Origin of the sequence: Streptomyces sp. NPDC058371, assembly GCF_042723265.1 — a bacterium.
In the GTDB taxonomy this organism is placed as follows: domain Bacteria; phylum Actinomycetota; class Actinomycetes; order Streptomycetales; family Streptomycetaceae; genus Streptomyces.
The window spans coordinates 562406-581149 of the sequence record NZ_JBHXJC010000001.1 but is presented as its reverse complement, the minus strand read 5'-3'; the positions used below and the strand labels follow the sequence as shown (position 1 = coordinate 581149).

Here is an 18744-nt window from a genome sequence, read left to right as displayed (position 1 = left end):
GACGGATCCAGCGGCCCGGGCCGTGCGGAGCCGACCGCCTACCGTGTCTGCGCGCGCTCGAAGTAGGCGACCAGCTCGGGATCGAGCGCCGGTACCTCGCGCGGGGTGCCGCCGTCCCGCAGCGACTGCGTGGCCCGGAACCCGGCGGCCACCGCCATCCGCGCGGCCACCGGCGAGGTGTCGGTGCGCCCTCCCTCGCGGACGAACCGCAGGAACTCGTCGATCAGCAGCGGGTCGGCGCCCCCGTGCTCGGCGTCCTGCTCGACGTCCGGCACCGGGTACTCCGCGTCGGCCCGCTCCCGGTAGCCCGAGCGCCGGGTGTTCCAGACCTTCACCACTGCCCCGGGCCCGTCACCGAAGTTCTCCAGGCGGCCCGCGTCGCCGATGACGGTGTAGTTGCGCCAGTAGTCGGGCGCGAAGTGGCACTGCTGGTAGGTGGCCAGCACGCCGTTGTCGAGACGCATGTTGACCAGGGACACGTCCTCGACGTCGATGACGGGATTGAGCGCCCGCTGGGTGCGCGGGGGCCAGTGGCCGTCCTCCGTGTACCAGTCGGCGGTCTTCGGCTCCCCCGGTGACCGGCGGTGCGGCAGGTCGCCGTACACCATGAGATCGCCCAGCGCCTGCACCTGTCGGGTGTACCCGCCTGCCAGCCAGTGCAGTACGTCGATGTCGTGAGCGCCCTTCTGCAGCAACAGGCCGGTGGTGCAACGGCGTTCGGCGTGCCAGTCCTTGAAGTACCAGTCGCCGCCGTAGCCGACGAAGTGGCGCACCCACACGGTCTTGACGACGCCCAGGTCGCCGCGCTCGATGACGTCGCGCATCCGCCGGATCACCGGCATGTGCCGCATGTTGTGCCCCACGTAGAGCCGGGTGCCCGTGTCGAAAGCGGTGCGCAGGATGAGGTCGCAGCGCTCGATCGTGATGTCCAGCGGCTTCTCGACGAGCACCGGCTTGCCCGCGCGCAGCGCGGCGCAGGCGAGGTCGGCGTGGGTGTGGTCCGGGGTGAGGACCAGCACGGCGTCGACGTCCGGGGCCTGGACGACCTCGCGGTGGTCGCCGACGGTACGGACGCCGGGGATGCGGTCGGCGGCACGGTCCCGCAGCACGGGGTCGTGCTCGGCGACGACGGTCACGCGGGAGCCCCGGCCGGGGCGGTGGGCGATCCGGGCGAGCGAGCCGCGCAGGCCGAAGCCGAGCACGCCGAGACGCAGGTCGGTCATGGTGCCCCTATCCGAGCGGTGGTGAGGGAAGGGCGGGGTCAGATGCCGCCGTTCTCCCGGCGTTCGAGCTCCGCGACCAGTTCCGCCGCCATCGACTTGATGGTCTCCAGGCCCGCCCGGCCCCAGGGGCGCGGCTCGACATCTACGACGCAGACGGTGCCGAGGGCGATGCCGGTGCGGTCGATGAGCGGCGCGCCCAGGTAGGAGCGGATGCCGATCTCGTCGACCACCGGATTCCCGGCGAACCGCGGGTAGTCACAGACGTCCTCCAGGACCAACGCCTTGCGCCGGACCACCACGTGGGGGCAGAAGCCGTAGTCGCGGGAGAGTTGGCGGCCCAGCGCGCGTTTGCCTCCGTCCGCGGCCACGGCGGTGGTGAGCACAGCGCCGGAGCCCGCGCCGTCCGGGGTGTGCAGACCGGCGAAGAACTGCCGGTTCTCGTCAATGAAGTTGACCATGGAGTACGGCGCCGCGGTGACCTCGGCGAGCCGGCGGGCGAACGCGTCGAAGGCCGGTTCGGCCCGCTCCCCCAGCCCGAGCCGACGCAGCCGCCGCACCCGGGCCGGCGCGTCCTTGTCCTCCGGGGTCAGCAGCAGACGACCGGCCGGGCGCGGCGGGTCGTAACTCATGTGCGGGCTCCCTGACGTGACGGGTCACTCATCTGTGAGCTCCCTGACCTGGTCGTAACTCACCTGTGGGCTCCGTGACTCGGGGTGCGCGTCGGCGCGTGGGCGATGAGGTGCCGTACCAGTGTGAGCAGGGTCTGCACTCCGGAGCTGGAGATCCGGGCGTCGCAGCGCACCACGGGCACCTCGGGATCGAGGTCTATGGCGGCGCGCACCTCCTCGGGGTCGTAGCGGTGCGAGCCGTCGAACTCGTTGACCGCGACGATGAATCCGAGGCCGCGCTGCTCGAAGAAGTCGACGGCGGCGAAGCAGTCCTCGAGGCGGCGTGTGTCGGCGAGGATCACCGCCCCGAGCGCGCCTTCCGAGAGCTCGTCCCACATGAACCAGAAGCGCTGCTGGCCGGGGGTGCCGAACAGATAGAGCACGTGTTCCGGGTCGAGGGTGATGCGTCCGAAATCCATCGCCACGGTCGTCTCGACCTTGTTCTCGACGCCGTCGAGATTGTCGGTCGCGGCGCTGACCGTGGTGAGCAGCTCCTCCGTACTCAGCGGCGCGATCTCGCTCACCGCGCCGACGAAGGTCGTCTTGCCGACCCCGAACCCGCCCGCCACCAGGATCTTCAGTGCGGTGGGGAAGGGGTCAGAGCTGTCGTCGTAATCCATCGAGCACTGCCTCCAGAAGAGACCGGTCAGTGGGGTTGTGGGGGAAGGCGGGAGACTTCGTGGTCAGTGCCCCGCAGTCGACGAGGTCGGACAGCAGCACCTTGGTGACCGCGGCGGGCAGCTTGAGGTGTGCGGCGATCTCCGCGACCGAGACGGGTCCCCGGCACAGTTCGAGCGCCTGGGAGTGCTCCGGGCCGAGGTAGCCGAGCGGAGTGGCCCCGGTGGCCCTCACCTGCGACAGCAGATCGAGCGCGGTCGTCGGCCGGGTCCGGCCGTTGCTGACCGTGTAGGGGCGTACCAGGCGTCCGGCCGCATCATCGAGCCAGGGCCCGTCACCGGCCGTGGTCACGCTCAAGGCCTCGACGCCGAGGGTTCGACGGCGGCCTGCCGGGGCGCGGTCATCAGATACGGGCGGACACTCTTGACCAGCATCGCCATCTCGTACCCGAGCACCGCGGCGTCGGCCTCCCGCCCGGCGAGCACGGCCAGACAGGTACCGGAGCCCGCCGTGGAGACGAACAGCAGCGTCGAGTCGAGTTCGACGACGACCTGTCGTACGTCGCCACCGTCCCCGAAGCGGACGCCCGCGCTGCGGCCGAGCGAGTAGAGGCCGGCGGCCAGCGCGGCCATGTGGTCGGCGCTGTCCGGATCGAGGCCGTGGACGGACTTCACCAGGCCGTCGCAGGAGAGGAGTACCGCGCTCGTCGTGTGCGGTACGCGCTGCACGAGGCCGCTCATCAGCCAGTCGAGATCGGATACATGGCCGGTCGGCGCATCGCTCGCCATGGTGGATCGACTCCTTGGAATACGAAGGTCCCCGGGAGCGGGGTGAGTGGGGGTGAGGCTGGAGTGGGGGGTGAGGAGAGGGCTCGTCATCCGGCCGGTGTGCTCCCGTCGTGCCGGGCCGTGCGGTCGGGCGTCGGCGCGCCGTCCCGTGTCCCCTGCGCCTCGTAGTGCGCGGACGCGTGCGCGGAACGCGCTTCGCCTATGTGCCGCACGTCCGCGGACGGTCCGTCCCAGTGCGCCGCATCCCTGTGCGCCGCATCCCTGTGCGCCGCATCCCTGTGCGCCGCAGTCATATGGCCGGCGTCCATGTGGGCCGAGTCCATGTGGGCCGCGTCCATGTGGGCGGCCTCCATGGGCCGCCCGTCCAGGTCTGCCGCCCTCAGGTGCGCCATGCCCTGCTCCGCCACCTCGGCGGTCGACACATCAGTGAGCGCCACATCGGCGGGTGACACACGGGTCGGTGACACACCGGCGGGTGACACACCGGCGGGCGGTACGTCGAGACGTGTGTGTACGTCGGGAGGCGGGGGTCCGGCGGGAGGCACGGGTACGGCGGAAGGCGCGGGTACGGCGGAAGGCGCGGGTACGCCGGTATCCCCAGGGTCCGTCTCTCCGGGACCGGCCCCCGCAGGGCCCGTGTCCCCCGGGTCCGTCTCCCGGTGCGCGGCCGCCTCCGCGAGCCCGATCCCGCGTTGGAACGCGGCCATCAGCCCCGGATCGTGGCCGACATGCTGATCGGCGTCCGGCCGCGGCAGGGGCGTGGGACCCCCGCGAAGCTGGGGCGCGAGGTGTTCGTGCGCGCGCCGCCGGGGCAGCTGCGGCTTGCCCATCGTGCCGCGTACCGTGCCGCCGCGCGGGGTGGGCGGCAGCGAGGTGTTCCCGTCCACCGTCGCCCGGTGCTCGGGCCGGACCCCGGGCACGGCCTCCGCGGGAGTGGGCCGCTCCGGACGGGCGCCGCGCATGGGCAGCGGAGCCGGACGGCCCCCCTCGGCGGCGGACGCACCGGACACTCCGGACGGTGCGGGATCCCGCCGCGGCGCCAGCGGCTCCCGCACGGATCGCGGCTCCCGTCCCCCGCTCGCCTGCCCCGGCACGGAGGCCGACGCGGAGTGCCGGACCGGCGCCGGTTCGGAGACGGGCGCCGAGGTCGGCGCGTACTGCGGGCTCACCGGTGCCCGCAGGGCCCCGGTCGCCTCCTGCGGCTGCGGGTGCGGACGCGCCTGCAGCGGCTCTCCGGGCGCACCCGGTGCCGTACCCAGGAGCGCCTGTGGCACGACGAGTACGGCCTGGACTCCGCCGTAGATGTTGGTCTGGAGCCGGACATGGATGCCGTGCCGCCGGGCGAGCTGCGAGACCACGAACAGACCGATGCGGCCGTCCTGCAGCAGGCTGGCGACATTGACCTGGTCGGGATCGGCGAGCAGCGCGTTCATCTTGCTCTGTTCACCGACGGGCATGCCCAGGCCCCGGTCCTCGACCTCGACGGCGAGCCCCGAGGTGACGAGATTGGCGCGCAGCAGCACCTGGGTGTGCGGGGCCGAGAAGACCGTGGCGTTCTCGACGAGTTCGGCCAGCAGGTGGATGACGTCGGCGACCGCGTGCCCGCGCAGGGTGCCGTCGATCGGCGGCACCAGCTTGACCCGCGAGTACTGCTCGACCTCGGCGATCGCGGACCGCAGCACCTCGGTCATGGAAACCGGGTTGCTCCACTGCCGGCGCGAGACGGCACCGCCGAGGACGGCGAGGTTCTCGGCGTGGCGCCGGATGCGCGTGGCGAGGTGGTCGACGTGGAAGAGGCCCTTGAGCAGGTCCGGGTCCTCGATCTCGTTCTCCAGCTCGTCGAGGATCGAGATCTCGCGGTGCACGAGGGACTGGAGCCGACGGGCCAGATTGACGAAGACCTCGACCTTCTGTTCGCTGCCCGCCTGGCTGGAGAGCTGGGCGGCATGGACCACCGCGGTCATCGCGCCGTCGCGGGCGCGTGCCAGGTCGGCGGCGAGCAGCTCGAAGTCGTCGGCGTCCGCGGCGGGACCGCTGCGCGGTCTGCGTGCGGGCGGCGCCTCACCGCGGCGCAGTGCCTCGACGAGGGCTCGCAGATCGGCCTCGCCACGGGCGCTGGTGCGGCGCAGCGCGCCGATGCGTTCGCTCACGGACCGGGCGGTCCGGTCGGCCGCGAAGGCGCCGATCACGATCCCGGCGCAGGCCACGCCCACGGCTCCGGTGAGGATCGCCCACAGGGTCGGGCTCGGCCGTACCCCGGTGGTGCGGACGGTGAACAGCACGGCGGCGCAGCCGCTGAGCGCCACCGCGACGGGTGGCAGGACGGCCAGGCGCAACAGTTGGGGCCGTATATGGGTCTCGGGGAGCGGCGGAGTGGCACGGGCGACGGGTCGTCCGTGCCGCCCGCCCTCACGGCGGTCTGCGCGTGCGGCCGGTGCGTGAAGGTGAGACATCGGCGTCCTCGTACTGGTGCGTCGGGGGCAGGGGGGAGGCTCCCGCGGGTCTGCGCGACTCGGGCATGCGCCATCGCGGTGCCGGTCGAGAGAGCCGAAGAAATCGGCCCTGCGTCGCCCGACGGCCACTCACAGTAGTCGCCAACGCATCATGTGCGGTGGGCGGTTGACAAAGTCCCCCACAGAGGGTCCCGCTCTGGTATGAGGCGTCGCACGACAGACCGATACCCTCTCGGACGCCCGTTCGGATGGGGCGCCGATCTCGATCAGAGCTGGTCAGAAGCGGTCACGAACAGACGGCGAGGGCCGAGGAGCACTGTGCTCCCCGGCCCTCGCCGTCCAGCCGTCTCCCCGCCGCGGTCACCCCGCGGGGACGGTCTCCGGCTCTCCGCTGCCGTCGGCCGACGCCTGCGGAGGGTTACCCGGTGTGGTGCTCGTGGTCGTGACGACAGCCTTCGCGAGCGTGGCCCAGCCGCCCCTGGGTTCGACCGCGACACCGCGCCACCAGGGCTCGGACGGGACGGTCTCGCCCGTGGGTTCGAAGGGCTCCCCGGGGTGCGGCAGGGCGATACGCGCACCGGCCGCGTCGGCCGCGGCGATCGTGCCCTCGCCCGGCTCCACCCAGGGGTGGGTCGCGAGGTTGAACGTGGCCCAGTGGATCGGCAGCATCGCACCGGCGGGCCGGCCGCCCTGGAGATCCAGATGGGCCCGCATGCCCTCCTGGGGCGTCATGTGGATGTCCGGCCAGAACTCGCTGTAGGCACCGATCTGGATCATCGTCAGGTCGAACGGACCGTGCTCGGCGCCGATCTCCTTGAAGCCCTCGAAATAGCCGGTGTCGCCGCTGTGGTAGATCCGGTGCTCGTCACCCGCGACCACCCAGGAGGCCCAGAGCGTGTGCTGCTGATTGCGCAGGCCCCGCCCGCAGAAGTGCCGGGCCGGTGTGGCGGTCAGGGAGAGGCCGCCGATCTTCGTCGATTCGTTCCAGTCCAGCTCGCGCAGGCGGTCCGCGGAGACGCCCCAGCGCTCCAGGTGCGCGCCGACACCGAGCGGCACGGCGAAGACGGTGTCCGTATCGGCAAGCGCTGTGATGGTGGGCAGGTCGAGGTGGTCGTAGTGGTCGTGGGAGATGACGACGACGTCGACCGGGCCGAGGGCGGCCAGCGGCAGGGGAACGGGGTGCAGCCGCTTGGGTCCGGCGAAGGCGAACGGGGAGCAGCGATCGCCCCAGACCGGATCGAAGAGCACCCGGTGCCCGTCGATCTCCGCGAGAACACTGGAGTGCCCCATCCAGGTGATCCGCAGCCCGCTCACGGGAGGCTTGGCGAGGTCGGCGACGGTCGTGGGGTGCACGGGCACCGTGCCGGCCGGGGCGCGGTGGGCACGCTCCTCCTTGCGGAAGAAGACCTTCGCGAGCTCGATCATGGATCCGTCGGGGCGGATACGGGCACCCTGCGGATTCTGGAAGACACCGTCCGCGAAATTCGGCGATCTGCGGATGCGCTCCATGCGCTCGCCGGCAGGATCCGCGCCGAAGGCGGCGGGCCGCAACGAGCGAAGCCCGGAGCTCAGGGAACGGAAACCGGTCACGGCTACCTCCAGGTGGAGTCGGTCTGGCATTCCATTATGGTCCGCCCCGCCGACAGCGCCGGGTCCAGCGGGTGACAACGCGGTGTCCGCGAGGTACGGGGCGCGGATGCCCCACGGACCACACCCGCCCCCGGGTCCGATCAATCGTTCGACTGTCAACGTTGACACAGGAGTCACGCACTCCGGATACTGACCCGCGATTCAGTTGCCGTCGTCAGCCGCCGGCCGCGGCCACCGCACCGGAACACCACAGGGCACCGCCCGAACGAGGAGACCGCATGACCGCCCGCGACGACGCCCCGCTGCTGACGCTCACCTGGACCGACCACGTCACCGGACGCCAGGGCCATCTCGTCGTCGACCGGCTCGTACGGGGCGTCTCCAGCGGCGGGCTGCGGATGCGGGAAGGCTGCACGCTGGAGGAGGTCGCCGGACTCGCGCGCGGGATGACCATGAAGGAAGCGCTCCACTACAACCCCGAGGGCCAGTACGTCCCCCTGGGGGGCGCCAAGGGCGGCATCGACTGCGACCCGCAGAGCCCGCAGGCGTACGGCGTGCTCGTGCGCTACCTGCGCGCCATGCGCCCGTACATCGAGAGCTGCTGGGCCACCGGGGAGGACCTCGGCCTCAGCCAGGACATGGTCGACCGGGCCGCCACCGAGGCGGGGCTCGTCTCGTCCATCCAGGCGGTGTATCCGCTGCTCGACGACGAGGCGACCGCACGGCGACGGCTCGCGGACGCCTTCGCGGTCGAGGTGGACGGCATCGGGCTCGACGAACTGGTCGGGGGCTGCGGTGTCGCCGAATCCGTGCTCGCGGCCCTGGACCGGGCGGGCGTGCCGTACGCGGGCACGCGCGTGGCCGTGCAGGGGTTCGGCACGATGGGCGGGGCGACGGCGCGGTTCCTCACGCGCGCGGGGCTCACCGTGGTGGCCGTCGCCGACATCAAGGGCACGATCGGCAATTCGGAGGGGCTCGACATCGACGCCCTGCTCGCCGCGCGCGACGCGTTCGGGACGGTCGACCGCGGCGCCCTGCGGCCGGCCGACCGTGAACAGCCCGGTGACGCCTGGCTGTACACGGACGCCGAGGTCCTGGTCCCGGCGGCCGTCTCGTACGCCGTCGACACCGACAACCAGCGGTGGATCAAAGCCCGTTGGATCGTCGAGGCGGCCAACATGCCCGTCCTGCCCGCGGCGGAGGCGCTGCTCGCGGCGCGCGGGGTGACCGTGCTGCCGGACGTGGTCGTGAACTCCGGTACGAACGCCTGGTGGTGGTGGACCCTGTTCGGCGACATCGGCCCGCACGCGGACGAGGCGTTCGCCTACACCCGGCGCTCGATGCGCGCCCTCATCGACCGCGTACTGGCCCGCGCCGAGGCCGACGGCACGACTCCCCGGGCCGCCGCGCAGGCCATCGTCGCCGACCGGCTGCCGGTGATCGCGGAGCGTTTCGGCTGGTACCGGTGAGCCTCCCCGGGGGAGTCGGCCCCGCGCAGCCGGGGTGGCCCGCGACGGATTAGGGTTGCCGCGTGGCGAGAGTGCGGTTGAGTGTGGGCGAGCGGCGCAAGGATCTGCTGCTGGCCGCCATCGAGCAGATCGAGGCGCGGGGCATCGCGGCGGTGCGGATCGCCGATGTGGCCGCCGCGCTCGGCGTGAGCAACGCACTGGTGCTCTACCACTTCTCGACCAAGGAGAAGCTGGTCGCCGAGGCGTTCACGTTCGCGGCCGAGGACGATCTCGCCCGGCTGCGCAAGCTGCTCGGCCGTCGCACGTCGGCGCTACGGCGACTGCGGGCGGCCGTGCGCTGGTACGCGCCGACCGGTCAGGCCAAGGGCTGGCGGCTGTGGATCGAGGGCTGGGCAGCGGCACTGCGCGAGCCGGTGCTGCGGGAGGTCACGCAGGATCTCGACCGGCAGTGGAAGGCCGCGATCACCGAGGTGATCGCGGAGGGCGTGGCCGCGGGCGAGTTCCGCTGCCCCGACCCCGCGAGCGCCGCCCTGCGCCTCACGGCCCTGCTGGACGGGCTCGCCGTACAGATGACCGCGTATCCCGGTGCGGTCTCGCAGGCGCGAACACAGGAGTGGGTCGACGAGGCACTCGCGCGCGAACTGGGGCTGGAGCGCGAGGCGTTGACCGCGGCGACACGCTGAGTCGTTCACAAGTCCGGGCTTCCGCGCACATGTTGCGCACCCCGGTCACCCACCCCGCTTCGGAGCCTTCCGGGACGGCGACCGGTCCCGATGCGCACGGGCAACCGCGCCCGGGCCACCGCGCCGAGATCGGCCGCGACGTGATGAGTCGCGACGTGGTGGGCCGCGACGTGGTGGGCCGGCCGCCTCAGACCGCCGACGCGATCCGCATCTTGATGTCGTCCGGCGACAGACTCCCCTTCGCCGCCACGTGGTCGCCGGAGGACTCACCGCGCAGCCGGCGCCCGATCCAGGGCACCAAGTACTCGCGCGCCCAGTGGATGTCGTCCCGGCGGACCTCCAACGTGCCGCGCGGCGGCAGTGGGGGCCAGGCCTGGTCCGGATCCGCCGGGACCTCCAGGCCGAGCACCTGGCCCGCGCGCAGCGCGACCCGGGTGTGGCCCTCGGGCGAGAGATGGAGTCGGTCGCCGTCCCAGGCCCGCCGGTCCTGGACCGTCTTGAGCGACCACAGGTCGAGCACCGGACAGCCGTAGCGGTCGGCGACGGCCCGCACATGGCCGTTGTAGGTGGCGATCTTGCCGCGCAGATGCTTCAGCACGGGCACGCCACGGGTGTCGAAGCCGGTCGTCACCAGAACGGCGCCGACGGCCGAGGTGAGGTCGGCGATCGCGCGCTCGAAGCGCTCGGCGACCTCGTCGGGGTCGGTGCCCGGCCGGATGATGTCGTTGCCACCCGCGCAGAAGGAGACCAGGTCGGGCGCGAGCTCCTTGGCGCGCGGGAGCTGCTCCTCGACGATCTGGTCGAGCAGTCTGCCGCGTACGGCGAGATTGGTGTAGCCGAAGTCGCCCTCGGGTCGCCGGTCCGCGAGCAGCACCGCGAACCGGTCGGCCCAGCCGACAAAGGCCCCGTCCGGACCGGGATCGCCGACGCCTTCGGTGAAGCTGTCCCCCACCGCCACGTACGACCCGATCACTGATCTGTTGTCACTCTTCGAATCGTCTGCCACATCGGCCCATGATTCACCTTCGGATGTGACCTACGCGACCGTATTAAAGGGTTGACGCGCGGTGACAAAAGCCACTCTTCAAGTATTGGTCAATCCGGAATAAGGGCGCACTCGGGGACAGTTGACGAACCTCAACGCCCCGAGTCCGATCCGGGATGGCAGACCGCGCCCGGCACACCGAAGGCCGGCCCCGGGGATCAGGGGGCCGGCCTTCGGAGGCGGTGCGGGCGTCAGCCGACGGTGACGCCGTGGGCGCGCAGGTACGCGACCGGGTCCACGTCCGAGCCGTAGTTCGGCGTGGTGCGGATCTCGAAGTGCAGGTGCGGACCGGTGACGTTGCCGGTCGCGCCGGACAGGCCGAGCTGCTGACCGCCGGTCACCGTCTGGCCGGTCGAGACGGAGAGCTGGGACATGTGGCCGTACTGCGAGTACTGGCCGTCGGCGTGCCGGACGATGACCTCGTTGCCGTAGGCGCCGCCCCAGCCGGCCGAGACGACGGTGCCCGCGGCGACGGACTTGATGCTGGTGCCGGTCGGGACGACGAAGTCGACACCGGTGTGGTAGCCGCTGGACCACATGCTGCCCGCGGTCTTGTACGAGGTGCCGATGGTGGCGCCCTGGACCGGCAGGGTGTAGCCGGAGGCGGCCGCGGGCTTGGCGGGCGCGGTCTTGGTCGTCTGGGTCGACGTGCCGGACGACTTGGCGGCCGGGGACGCGGCCTTCCCGCCGAGCGTGAGCTTCAGACCCGGGTGGATCAGGGCCGGGTCGCCGCCGATGACCGTGCGGTTGTCGTCGTACAGCTTCTTCCAGCCGCCGCTGACGTTCTGGTCACCGGCGATCTTCGAGAGGGAGTCGCCGGCCTTCACCGCGTACGTCTTCGTGGAGGCCTTCTCGGCGGCGTCCGGAGCCGCGGCGGCGGCCTTCTGCGGAGCCGAGGACACGGCGGACGCCGGAGTGGCGGCGTGCGCGCCGGTGGCCCCCATCAGCGGCAGCGCGAGCGCGGCGCCACCGGTTCCGGCGATGGCGATCGAGCGGGAGAAGCGCGGGGACTTCGGACGGCGGTGCTTACCCTTCGCGGGCATGGGGATTTCCTCTCCGGCGCCTGCGAGGTGAGCTGTCGGGTGCGAGCTGGAGATGCTCGGTCGCGCTTCGCGCGGCTTGACCCCTAGCCGTTCCGGAGACCGGAACAGGCGTGGTACCTGTGGGTCCCCCGCTCCTGCCGTACACGGGTGGGTGTGCGGGATTCCGGGCGGCGGCAGGATTGGGCGTCCGTCCGGAGTGAGGGCGAACGTAAGCGAGATGAGAGCGCGTCGACAAGCTTGTGGGTTTCCTGTGCACACCGCTTTCTTGATCCATGCCCGAATTACCGGTCACTGTCCGTGGATGGGTGATCTTGTCGGGCAGGTAATCCCCAGGTAAATCGGGCAGGTTGGAAAATCCGCGCCGCGACGCATTGTCACGAATATGACGCTGCTCACGCGCTCGCGACCCAGATGCCCTTATTCCGTGGGCAGTTGGACCGAAGCCGACAAACCGCCCAGAACAGCCAGATGCCACGAAGGCGAACAATTACCGCATCAAGGTCGCCGGCCGCTCCGCCCGCAACCCGTGACACAGCGGCGCCTCGCCTCGGCGGACCTCGCCCTCGATCTCTGCCATCAGTCCCCCCACAGATCCGGACAGGTGCGATCAGACACCGACATTCTCGGGGGTTCCCCGCCTCGTGGGCGACGCCTGTGGACAACTCATTGCCCCAGGAACCCATGTCGTATCGTCGAGAGCGCACCCCGTCGGCGAGCGCGCAGAGCTGCGCCGACGGACGAATGGGAGGAGCCCCCGTGACGCAGCAGGTCCCGTCGACCGAGCCGGAGCTGGCAGCAGTGCGCAACTTCCGCGACGTGGGCGGCCTGCCCACCGTGGACGGCCGACGGGTGCGATACGGGCGGCTGTTCCGCAGCGGTCACCTCGCACACGCCACGGAGGAGGACGCCGCGTTCCTCGCCTCCCTCGGGCTGCACACGATCTTCGACTTCCGCAACGCCGCGGACCAGCGCCTGGAGGGCCCGGACGTCGAGCTGCCCGGCGTCCGGAACGTGAATCTGCCGCTGACCGACCCGGCCGACGGCGCCGAGTTCTGGAAGATGGTCCGCGACGGCGACATCGACCAGCTGCGCGCGATCCTCTCGGACGGCAAGGCGGCGAACCGCATGATCGGCTCGTACCGGAGGATCGTCAAGGAGCGCACGGCCGAGCACTCCCAGGTGCTGCACGCGCTGGCCGAGGACAGCGTGCCCGCGCTCATGCACTGCGCGGCGGGCAAGGACCGCGCGGGCCTGTCGATAGCCGTGACGCTCCTCGCCCTCGGCGTCGAGCGCGACGCCATCCTGGCCGACTACCTGGAGTCGAACGCGGCACACCGTCGCTACAAGGTGCATCGCAGCAGCTCCTCCGCCTCCGCGTACTCCCCGGAGGTCATGGAGCTGCTCAGCCCCCTCTTCGACGCCCGCGCCGAGTATCTGAACACGGCCTTCGAGACGATCGAGGCGACCTGGGGCGGAGTCGACGTCTATCTGGAGCAGGCGCTGAGGATCACCCCGGAGCTGCGGGACCGGCTGCGCGAGCGGCTGCTCGACTGACCCCGCGGTGACCGGCGGCCGGCGGCGGCTACTGGTTCTGCGCGCCCAGCGTGAAGAGCAGGTAGACGAAGGCCGCGAAGAGGTGGCCCACGGCCACGTAGATGAGGAGCCGCACCCACAGCGCGCGCGGGAACTTCTCCTCCATGACCCGCCGTGCGGGCTCGGTGGGTTCGGTCATGACGTCTCTCCCGGGGTGTGGTGCTCCGTCGCCGGGCCGAGGCACAGCGCGGCGGTGGGGCTCTGCAGCAGGGTGTGTACGAAGAGCAGCTCGGCCCCGTCACGATCGGCGGCCGCGATGCGGTGGGGGGTGCCCGAGTCGAAGTGCGCGCTGTCGCCCGGCGCGAGGGCGTGGGCCGTGTCCCCGAGCCGCAGCCGCAGCCGCCCCCTGAGGACGTACAGCCACTCCTCGCCGGGGTGGACACGCACGATGTCGCCCTGCGCCCCGTACGGGACGTGCACGCGCAGTGCCTGCATTCCGCGTCCGGGAGCGCCGGCCGGCCAGTAGGTCCAGCCGCCCGCCTCGCTCGGTTCCACGTCGGCGGCCCGCACGACGGCGTCCCGCTCGGCGACCGTCTCGCCCAGCAGCTCCGACACCGTCGTGCCGTAGATACGGGCGAGCGCGAGCAGCATCGGCAGCGAGGGCTGGCGCTGCCCGGTCTCCAGTCGGGAGAGATGGGCGGGCGACAGTCCGGCGGCGCGGGACGCCACCTCCAGGGTCAGCGAGGCCCGGCGCCGCAGCGCACGGAGCTGGGGCGCGACGACGGGAAGTCCGTCGGCAGCCCCCGACTGGGAAGGGGTCGTACCCTCGACAGGGCTCATGTCTTCCATTGAGCCGCAGCCTTGCCTCATGGGCAAATTCTTTGCCTAAGAGGCAAAGAAGCTCTGCGGACGCGCCCCACAGCCACAGGCGCTCCTGCCGGCCCACCGCACAGCCAAGGCGATCCGACCGGCTGTACAGCACGAGACGATCCGACCCGCACAGCCCCGGTCCATCCAGCCGGCCCCACCGCACAGCCCCAGGCGAGAGGGGCGGGCCACGTCAGCCCGCCCCGCCTCCCGTCCCTACCGGTTCGCGACCGCCTGCTTCACCAGTGTCTTCCCGAAGTCCCACATCAGTCCGCCGCCGCTGTGCGCGTCGTCCATCACCGCGGTGAAGGCCTCGATGAACCGGTCCACGTCCCGCTCGCCGATGATCAGCGGCGGAATCAGCTTGATCACCTCCAGGTGGTCGCCGGAGACCTGGGTGAGGATGCGGTGCCGTTGCAGCAGCGGTACGACCACCATCTGCGCGAAGAGCCCCTTGCGCGCGGCCTGCAGCATCGTCCAGCGGCTGCGCAGCTTCAGCGACTGCGGCCGCCCGAACTCGATGCCGATCATCAGGCCCCGGCCGCGGACGTCGCTCAGCAGCTCGTACTTGTCGACGAGCGCGGAGAGCCGCGATGTCAGCTGCTCGCCCATGGCGCGGGCGTTGGCGACGATCTGCTCGTTCTCCAGCACGGAGAGCACGGCGAGGCCGGCCGCCATGGCCTGGGCGTTGGAGCCGAAGCTCGCCGAGTGGACGAGGACGCGGTCCATGGACGAGTAGACCTTCTTGAAGATCCAGTCCTTGCCGAGGGTCGCACCGACCGGGACATAGCCGCCGGAGAGCGCCTTGGCCACGCACACCAGGTCCGGCTCGACGCCCTCGTCGTGCTGGTAGGCGTAGAAGTCGCCGGTCCGCCCGAGCCCGGTCTGCACCTCGTCCGCGATGAGCAGCGCCTTGTGCTTCCGCAGCAGTTCCTGGGCGGCACGCAGATATCCGGGCGGGGCCTCGTGCACCCCCTTGCCCTGGATGGGCTCGACGATCAGGGCGGCGACGTCACCCTTCTTCAACTCCCTTTCCAGAGCGTCCAGATCACCGAGCGGTACGGCCGTGTCGGGCAGCAGCGGTGCGAAGCCTTCGCGGAAACCGTCCTCGCCGTTGACGGACAGCGACCCGGTGGTCAGCCCGTGGAAGGCGTGCGCGCAGTACAGGACGCGCGTTTTCCCGGTCGCGTACCGGGCGAACTTGAGCGCGGTCTCGACGGCCTCCGTCCCGCTGTTGCCGAAGAACACCCGGTCCAGGTGCGGACTGTGGGTGAGCAGCTTCTCGGCGAGCAGCCCGGGCAGGGGCTGGCAGTCGAAGCGGGTGAGGTCGGCGAGGGAGGCGTCGAGGACGTCGTGCAGCGCCCGCCGGACGACGGGGTGGTGACGGCCCAGGCCCATCACCCCGAACCCGGCGAGCATGTCCAGGTAGTCGTTGCCGTCCGCGTCCCAGAAGTGGGCGCCCTCGGCCCGCTCGTAGACCTTGTCGAAGCCGATGGTGTGCAGCATGCGCGGAAGCTGGTGATTGAGGTACCGGGTGTGCAGCTCGTAGCGCTCGGCTCCGCGTTCGGCCAGCAGCGCGCCGAGGTCGAACGCCGGCTTCCCCGAAGGGGACTCCCCGGTGACGGGCGGCTCCTCCGACGGAGCCGTCCCTGAAGGACTGGTCATTCCTGTTTCTCCTTGGCGAACTGGTCCTTCGCCGCCAGGCCGGCACTGATCCGTCCGGCGACCTCGACGGGCGTGAGGCCTATGTCCGCGAGCACCTCACCGCGCTTGGCATGCGCGAGGAACTGCTCCGGAATGCCGAACCGCCGTACCGGCACGTCGACTTCGGCGTCCCCGAGTGCGAGAGCGACGGCGCCGCCGACCCCGGCCGCCCGGCTGTTGTCCTCGACCACGGCGACGAGCCGGTGCTCCGCGGCCAGGCCCGGCAGCGAGGGGTCCACCGGCTTGACCCAGCGCGGGTCCACGACCGTACAGCCGATACCCCGGGCCTCCAGCAGCTCGGCGGCCTGCAGACACACGGGTGCCATCACGCCGACGGCGACCAGGAGGACCTCGGGCCGGTCGGCGCGGTGCAGCACGTCCATGCCGCCCACGTGGTCGACCGCCGGGATCGTCGGTCCGACCGACTCCTTCGGGAAGCGGACGAGCGTCGGGGCGTCGTCGACCGCGACCGCCTCCCGGAGCTGGGCCCGCAGCTGGTCGGCGTCGCGCGGCGCGGCGATCCTCAGTCCGGGCACGACCTGGAGGATCGACATGTCCCACATGCCGTTGTGCGAGGCGCCATCCACGCCGGTGACACCGGCCCGGTCCAGCACGAAGGTCACGCCGCAGCGGTGCAGTGCGACATCCATCAACAGCTGGTCGAAGGCCCGGTTGAGGAAGGTCGCGTAGACGGCGACGACGGGGTGCAGTCCGCCCGTGGCGAGCCCGGCCGCGGACACGGCGGCATGCTGCTCGGCGATCCCGACGTCCCACACCCGGTCGGGGAACCGCTCGGCGAACTTGCCGAGGCCGACCGGGTGCAGCATGGCCGCGGTGATGGCCACGACGTCGTCGCGTTCCTCGCCGATGCGGACGATCTCGTCGCCGAACACCGAGGTCCAGGAAGGGCCGTTGGAGGGCGCGAGGGGCTCGCAGGTGAGCGGGTCCATCACGCCGACCGTGTGGAAGCGGTCCTCGTCGTGGGCGAGCGCGGGCTCGTAGCCACGACCCTTCTCGGTGAGGCAGTGGATCAGGACCGGCCCGTGGAACCCCTTGGCCCGCCGCAGCGCCGACTCCACCGCCCGCATGTCGTGCCCGTCGATCGGCCCGACGTACTTGAGGCCGAGGTCCTCGAACATGCCCTGCGGCGCGAAGGCGTCCTTGAACCCCTTCTTCGCGCCGTGCAGCGACTCGTAGAGGGTGCGCCCGACGACCGGCGTCCGCAGCAGTACGTCCTTCCCCCAGGCCAGCACCCGCTCGTAACTGTCCTTCGTCCGCAGGGTGGCGAGGTGATTGGCGAGGCCGCCGATGGTCGGGGCGTACGAGCGCTCGTTGTCGTTGACGACGATGATCAGCGGGCGGTCCTTGGCGGCGGCGATGTTGTTCAGCGCCTCCCAGGCCATCCCGCCGGTCAGGGCGCCGTCGCCGATGACCGCGACGACATGGCCGCGCTCGCCCTGCACCTGGCGGGCCTTGGCGAGACCGTCCGCCCAGCCCAGGGCGGTCGAGGCATGGCTGTTCTCGATGATGTCGTGCTCGGACTCCTCGCGCGAGGGATAGCCGGAGAGGCCTCCCTTGCTGCGCAGCTTGGAGAAGTCCTGGCGGCCGGTGAGCAGTTTGTGCACATAGCTCTGGTGGCCGGTGTCCCACAGGATGCGGTCACCGGGTGACTCGAAGACCCGGTGGAGGGCGATGGACAGTTCCACCACCCCCAGATTGGGCCCGAGGTGTCCGCCGGTCCTGGCCACCGCCTGGACCAGGAACTCGCGTATCTCACCGGCCAGTTCACCGGTCTGCGCCTCGGACAGCGCCTTCAGGTCGCGTGGTCCCCGGATGTTCTCCAGAATGGTCACGCTCGGGCCCCCTCTCGGTCCGTGCCTATGTCAACTCACCGTCACCGCGGGTGTTCCCGTGACGCCGGGGGCGCCTGACGCGACGCCGTCCTGCTCCATCTGCTCGGCGAGCTTCATCGCCTCGTCGATGAGGGTCTCCACGATCTTCGACTCGGGGACGGTCTTGATGACCTCGCCCTTGACGAAGATCTGCCCCTTGCCGTTGCCGGAGGCGACACCGAGGTCCGCCTCCCGCGCCTCACCCGGACCGTTGACGACGCAGCCCATGACCGCGACGCGCAGGGGAACCTCCATCCCCTCCAGACCGGCCGTGACCTCGTCGGCCAGCTTGTAGACGTCGACCTGGGCCCGCCCGCAGGACGGGCAGGAGACGATCTCCAGACGCCGTTGGCGCAGCCCGAGCGACTCCAGGATCTGGATGCCGACCTTGCACTCCTCGGCCGGCGGCGCGCTCAGGGAGACCCGGATGGTGTCCCCGATGCCCTCGCTGAGCAGGGCCCCGAAGGCGACCGCCGACTTGATCGTGCCCTGGAAGGCCGGACCCGCCTCGGTCACACCGAGGTGCAGCGGGTAGTCGCACTGGGCCGCGAGCTGCCGGTAGGCGTTGACCATGATCACCGGGTCGTTGTGCTTGACCGAGATCTTGATGTCCCGGAAGTCGTGCTCCTCGAAGAGCGACGCCTCCCACAACGCCGACTCGACGAGCGCTTCCGGGGTCGCCTTGCCGTACTTCTGGAGCAGCCGCTTGTCGAGCGAGCCCGCGTTGACGCCGATCCGGATCGGGGTGCCGGTGTCCTTGGCGGCCCGCGCGATCTCCTTGACCTGGTCGTCGAACTGCTTGATGTTGCCCGGATTCACGCGGACGGCCGCGCAGCCCGCGTCGATCGCCGCGAACACGTACTTCGGCTGGAAGTGGATGTCCGCGATCACCGGGATCTGCGACTTCCTGGCGATGGTCGCCAGCGCGTCCGCGTCGTCCTGTGTGGGACAGGCGACGCGGACGATCTGACAGCCGGACGCGGTCAGTTCGGCGATCTGCTGCAGCGTGGCACCGATGTCCGACGTACGCGTCGTCGTCATCGACTGCACCGACACGGGTGCGCCGCCCCCGACCGCCACCGGTCCGACCTGGATCTGCCGTGAGACACGGCGCTCCGCGATCGGTCGGACCGGCACCTCGGGGAGGCCCAAGGAAACGGCGGTCATG

At 71.2% G+C, this 18744-nt stretch carries 17 protein-coding genes and 1 riboswitch; of the genes, 3 read left to right on the top strand and 14 right to left on the bottom strand.

The window, feature by feature from the left end; translation table 11 throughout:
* Positions 1-38: 38 nt before the first annotated feature.
* The 7 genes from ACFWM2_RS02490 to ACFWM2_RS02460 all read right to left on the bottom strand — a co-directional run bounded on the left by ACFWM2_RS02490 (position 39) and on the right by ACFWM2_RS02460 (position 7340).
* Entirely contained in the window at positions 39-1223 is a 1185-nt protein-coding gene (locus ACFWM2_RS02490; protein WP_383272148.1) for a Gfo/Idh/MocA family protein, read from the bottom strand.
* A gap of 38 nt (positions 1224-1261) precedes the next feature.
* Positions 1262-1852 (bottom strand): GAF domain-containing protein, encoded by a 591-nt coding sequence (locus tag ACFWM2_RS02485; protein ID WP_383272146.1) that lies wholly within the window; start codon positions 1850-1852, stop codon positions 1262-1264.
* Between the two features lie 59 nt (positions 1853-1911).
* Entirely contained in the window at positions 1912-2511 is a 600-nt protein-coding gene (locus ACFWM2_RS02480) for an ATP/GTP-binding protein (protein ID WP_383272144.1), read from the bottom strand.
* Positions 2489-2860, bottom strand: coding sequence for a DUF742 domain-containing protein (locus tag ACFWM2_RS02475; RefSeq protein ID WP_383274092.1), 372 nt, complete (start codon positions 2858-2860; stop codon positions 2489-2491). Before ACFWM2_RS02475 ends, ACFWM2_RS02480 begins: the two co-directional genes overlap by 23 nt.
* A 2-nt stretch (positions 2861-2862) precedes the next feature.
* Positions 2863-3297 carry a roadblock/LC7 domain-containing protein gene (locus tag ACFWM2_RS02470; protein ID WP_383272142.1) on the bottom strand — a complete coding sequence of 145 codons (435 nt, stop codon included), beginning with the start codon at positions 3295-3297 and terminating at the stop codon, positions 2863-2865.
* Positions 3298-3383: 86 nt separating this feature from the next.
* The gene (locus ACFWM2_RS02465; RefSeq protein ID WP_383272140.1) at positions 3384-5750 is read right to left on the bottom strand and encodes an ATP-binding protein; all 2367 of its coding nucleotides are present in this window, start codon (positions 5748-5750) and stop codon (positions 3384-3386) included.
* 360 nt (positions 5751-6110) lie between these two features.
* Positions 6111-7340, bottom strand: a complete 1230-nt coding sequence (locus ACFWM2_RS02460) for an MBL fold metallo-hydrolase (protein WP_383274089.1) — start codon at positions 7338-7340, stop codon at positions 6111-6113.
* A gap of 278 nt (positions 7341-7618) precedes the next feature.
* Between ACFWM2_RS02460 and ACFWM2_RS02455 the strand changes: the two genes are divergently transcribed.
* Positions 7619-8809 carry a Glu/Leu/Phe/Val dehydrogenase dimerization domain-containing protein gene (locus ACFWM2_RS02455; RefSeq protein WP_383272138.1) on the top strand — a complete coding sequence of 397 codons (1191 nt, stop codon included), beginning with the start codon at positions 7619-7621 and terminating at the stop codon, positions 8807-8809.
* Between the two features lie 62 nt (positions 8810-8871).
* The gene (locus tag ACFWM2_RS02450; protein ID WP_383272136.1) at positions 8872-9492 is read left to right on the top strand and encodes a TetR/AcrR family transcriptional regulator; all 621 of its coding nucleotides are present in this window, start codon (positions 8872-8874) and stop codon (positions 9490-9492) included.
* A gap of 187 nt (positions 9493-9679) precedes the next feature.
* On the opposite strand, the gene ACFWM2_RS02445 is transcribed toward ACFWM2_RS02450, so the two are convergent.
* Positions 9680-10465, bottom strand: coding sequence for an SGNH/GDSL hydrolase family protein (locus ACFWM2_RS02445; RefSeq protein WP_383274086.1), 786 nt, complete (start codon positions 10463-10465; stop codon positions 9680-9682).
* 263 nt (positions 10466-10728) lie between these two features.
* Positions 10729-11580 carry a peptidoglycan DD-metalloendopeptidase family protein gene (locus ACFWM2_RS02440; protein WP_383272135.1) on the bottom strand — a complete coding sequence of 284 codons (852 nt, stop codon included), beginning with the start codon at positions 11578-11580 and terminating at the stop codon, positions 10729-10731.
* A gap of 4 nt (positions 11581-11584) precedes the next feature.
* Positions 11585-11744: riboswitch (cyclic di-AMP (ydaO/yuaA leader) on the bottom strand.
* 592 nt (positions 11745-12336) lie between these two features.
* On the opposite strand from ACFWM2_RS02440, the gene ACFWM2_RS02435 reads away from it, so the two are divergent.
* On the top strand, positions 12337-13134 hold the full coding sequence (locus tag ACFWM2_RS02435) for a tyrosine-protein phosphatase (RefSeq protein WP_383272133.1): 798 nt from the start codon (positions 12337-12339) through the stop codon (positions 13132-13134).
* A gap of 28 nt (positions 13135-13162) precedes the next feature.
* Here ACFWM2_RS02435 and ACFWM2_RS02430 read toward each other — a convergent pair whose 3' ends face one another.
* The 5 genes from ACFWM2_RS02430 to ispG form a co-directional block, all read right to left on the bottom strand.
* On the bottom strand, positions 13163-13279 hold the full coding sequence (locus tag ACFWM2_RS02430) for a DUF6126 family protein (protein ID WP_383274082.1): 117 nt from the start codon (positions 13277-13279) through the stop codon (positions 13163-13165).
* 29 nt (positions 13280-13308) lie between these two features.
* Complete coding sequence (locus ACFWM2_RS02425) at positions 13309-13953, bottom strand: helix-turn-helix domain-containing protein (protein ID WP_383272131.1); 645 nt, start codon at positions 13951-13953, stop codon at positions 13309-13311.
* Between the two features lie 243 nt (positions 13954-14196).
* Positions 14197-15645 (bottom strand): aspartate aminotransferase family protein, encoded by a 1449-nt coding sequence (locus ACFWM2_RS02420; RefSeq protein ID WP_383272129.1) that lies wholly within the window; start codon positions 15643-15645, stop codon positions 14197-14199.
* On the bottom strand, positions 15642-17537 hold the full coding sequence (gene dxs, locus ACFWM2_RS02415) for a 1-deoxy-D-xylulose-5-phosphate synthase (protein ID WP_383272127.1): 1896 nt from the start codon (positions 17535-17537) through the stop codon (positions 15642-15644). Before dxs ends, ACFWM2_RS02420 begins: the two co-directional genes overlap by 4 nt.
* Positions 17538-17567: 30 nt before the next feature.
* The gene (gene ispG, locus ACFWM2_RS02410) at positions 17568-18743 is read right to left on the bottom strand and encodes a flavodoxin-dependent (E)-4-hydroxy-3-methylbut-2-enyl-diphosphate synthase (RefSeq protein ID WP_383272125.1); all 1176 of its coding nucleotides are present in this window, start codon (positions 18741-18743) and stop codon (positions 17568-17570) included.
* Position 18744: the final 1 nt, after the last annotated feature.

Bases quoted from the DNA above. Each gene is read 5' to 3' on its own strand.
- ACFWM2_RS02490 (WP_383272148.1), bottom strand. From the start codon at position 1,223: ATGACCGACCTGCGTCTCGGCGTGCTCGGCTTCGGCCTGCGCGGCTCG.
- ACFWM2_RS02485 (WP_383272146.1), bottom strand. From the start codon at position 1,852: ATGAGTTACGACCCGCCGCGCCCGGCCGGTCGTCTGCTGCTGACCCCG.
- ACFWM2_RS02480 (WP_383272144.1), bottom strand. From the start codon at position 2,511: ATGGATTACGACGACAGCTCTGACCCCTTCCCCACCGCACTGAAGATC.
- ACFWM2_RS02470 (WP_383272142.1), bottom strand. From the start codon at position 3,297: ATGGCGAGCGATGCGCCGACCGGCCATGTATCCGATCTCGACTGGCTG.
- ACFWM2_RS02465 (WP_383272140.1), bottom strand. From the start codon at position 5,750: ATGTCTCACCTTCACGCACCGGCCGCACGCGCAGACCGCCGTGAGGGC.
- ACFWM2_RS02455 (WP_383272138.1), top strand. From the start codon at position 7,619: ATGACCGCCCGCGACGACGCCCCGCTGCTGACGCTCACCTGGACCGAC.
- ACFWM2_RS02440 (WP_383272135.1), bottom strand. From the start codon at position 11,580: ATGCCCGCGAAGGGTAAGCACCGCCGTCCGAAGTCCCCGCGCTTCTCC.
- ACFWM2_RS02430 (WP_383274082.1), bottom strand. From the start codon at position 13,279: ATGGAGGAGAAGTTCCCGCGCGCGCTGTGGGTGCGGCTCCTCATCTAC.
- ACFWM2_RS02425 (WP_383272131.1), bottom strand. From the start codon at position 13,953: ATGAGCCCTGTCGAGGGTACGACCCCTTCCCAGTCGGGGGCTGCCGAC.
- ACFWM2_RS02420 (WP_383272129.1), bottom strand. From the start codon at position 15,645: ATGACCAGTCCTTCAGGGACGGCTCCGTCGGAGGAGCCGCCCGTCACC.
- ispG (WP_383272125.1), bottom strand. From the start codon at position 18,743: ATGACCGCCGTTTCCTTGGGCCTCCCCGAGGTGCCGGTCCGACCGATC.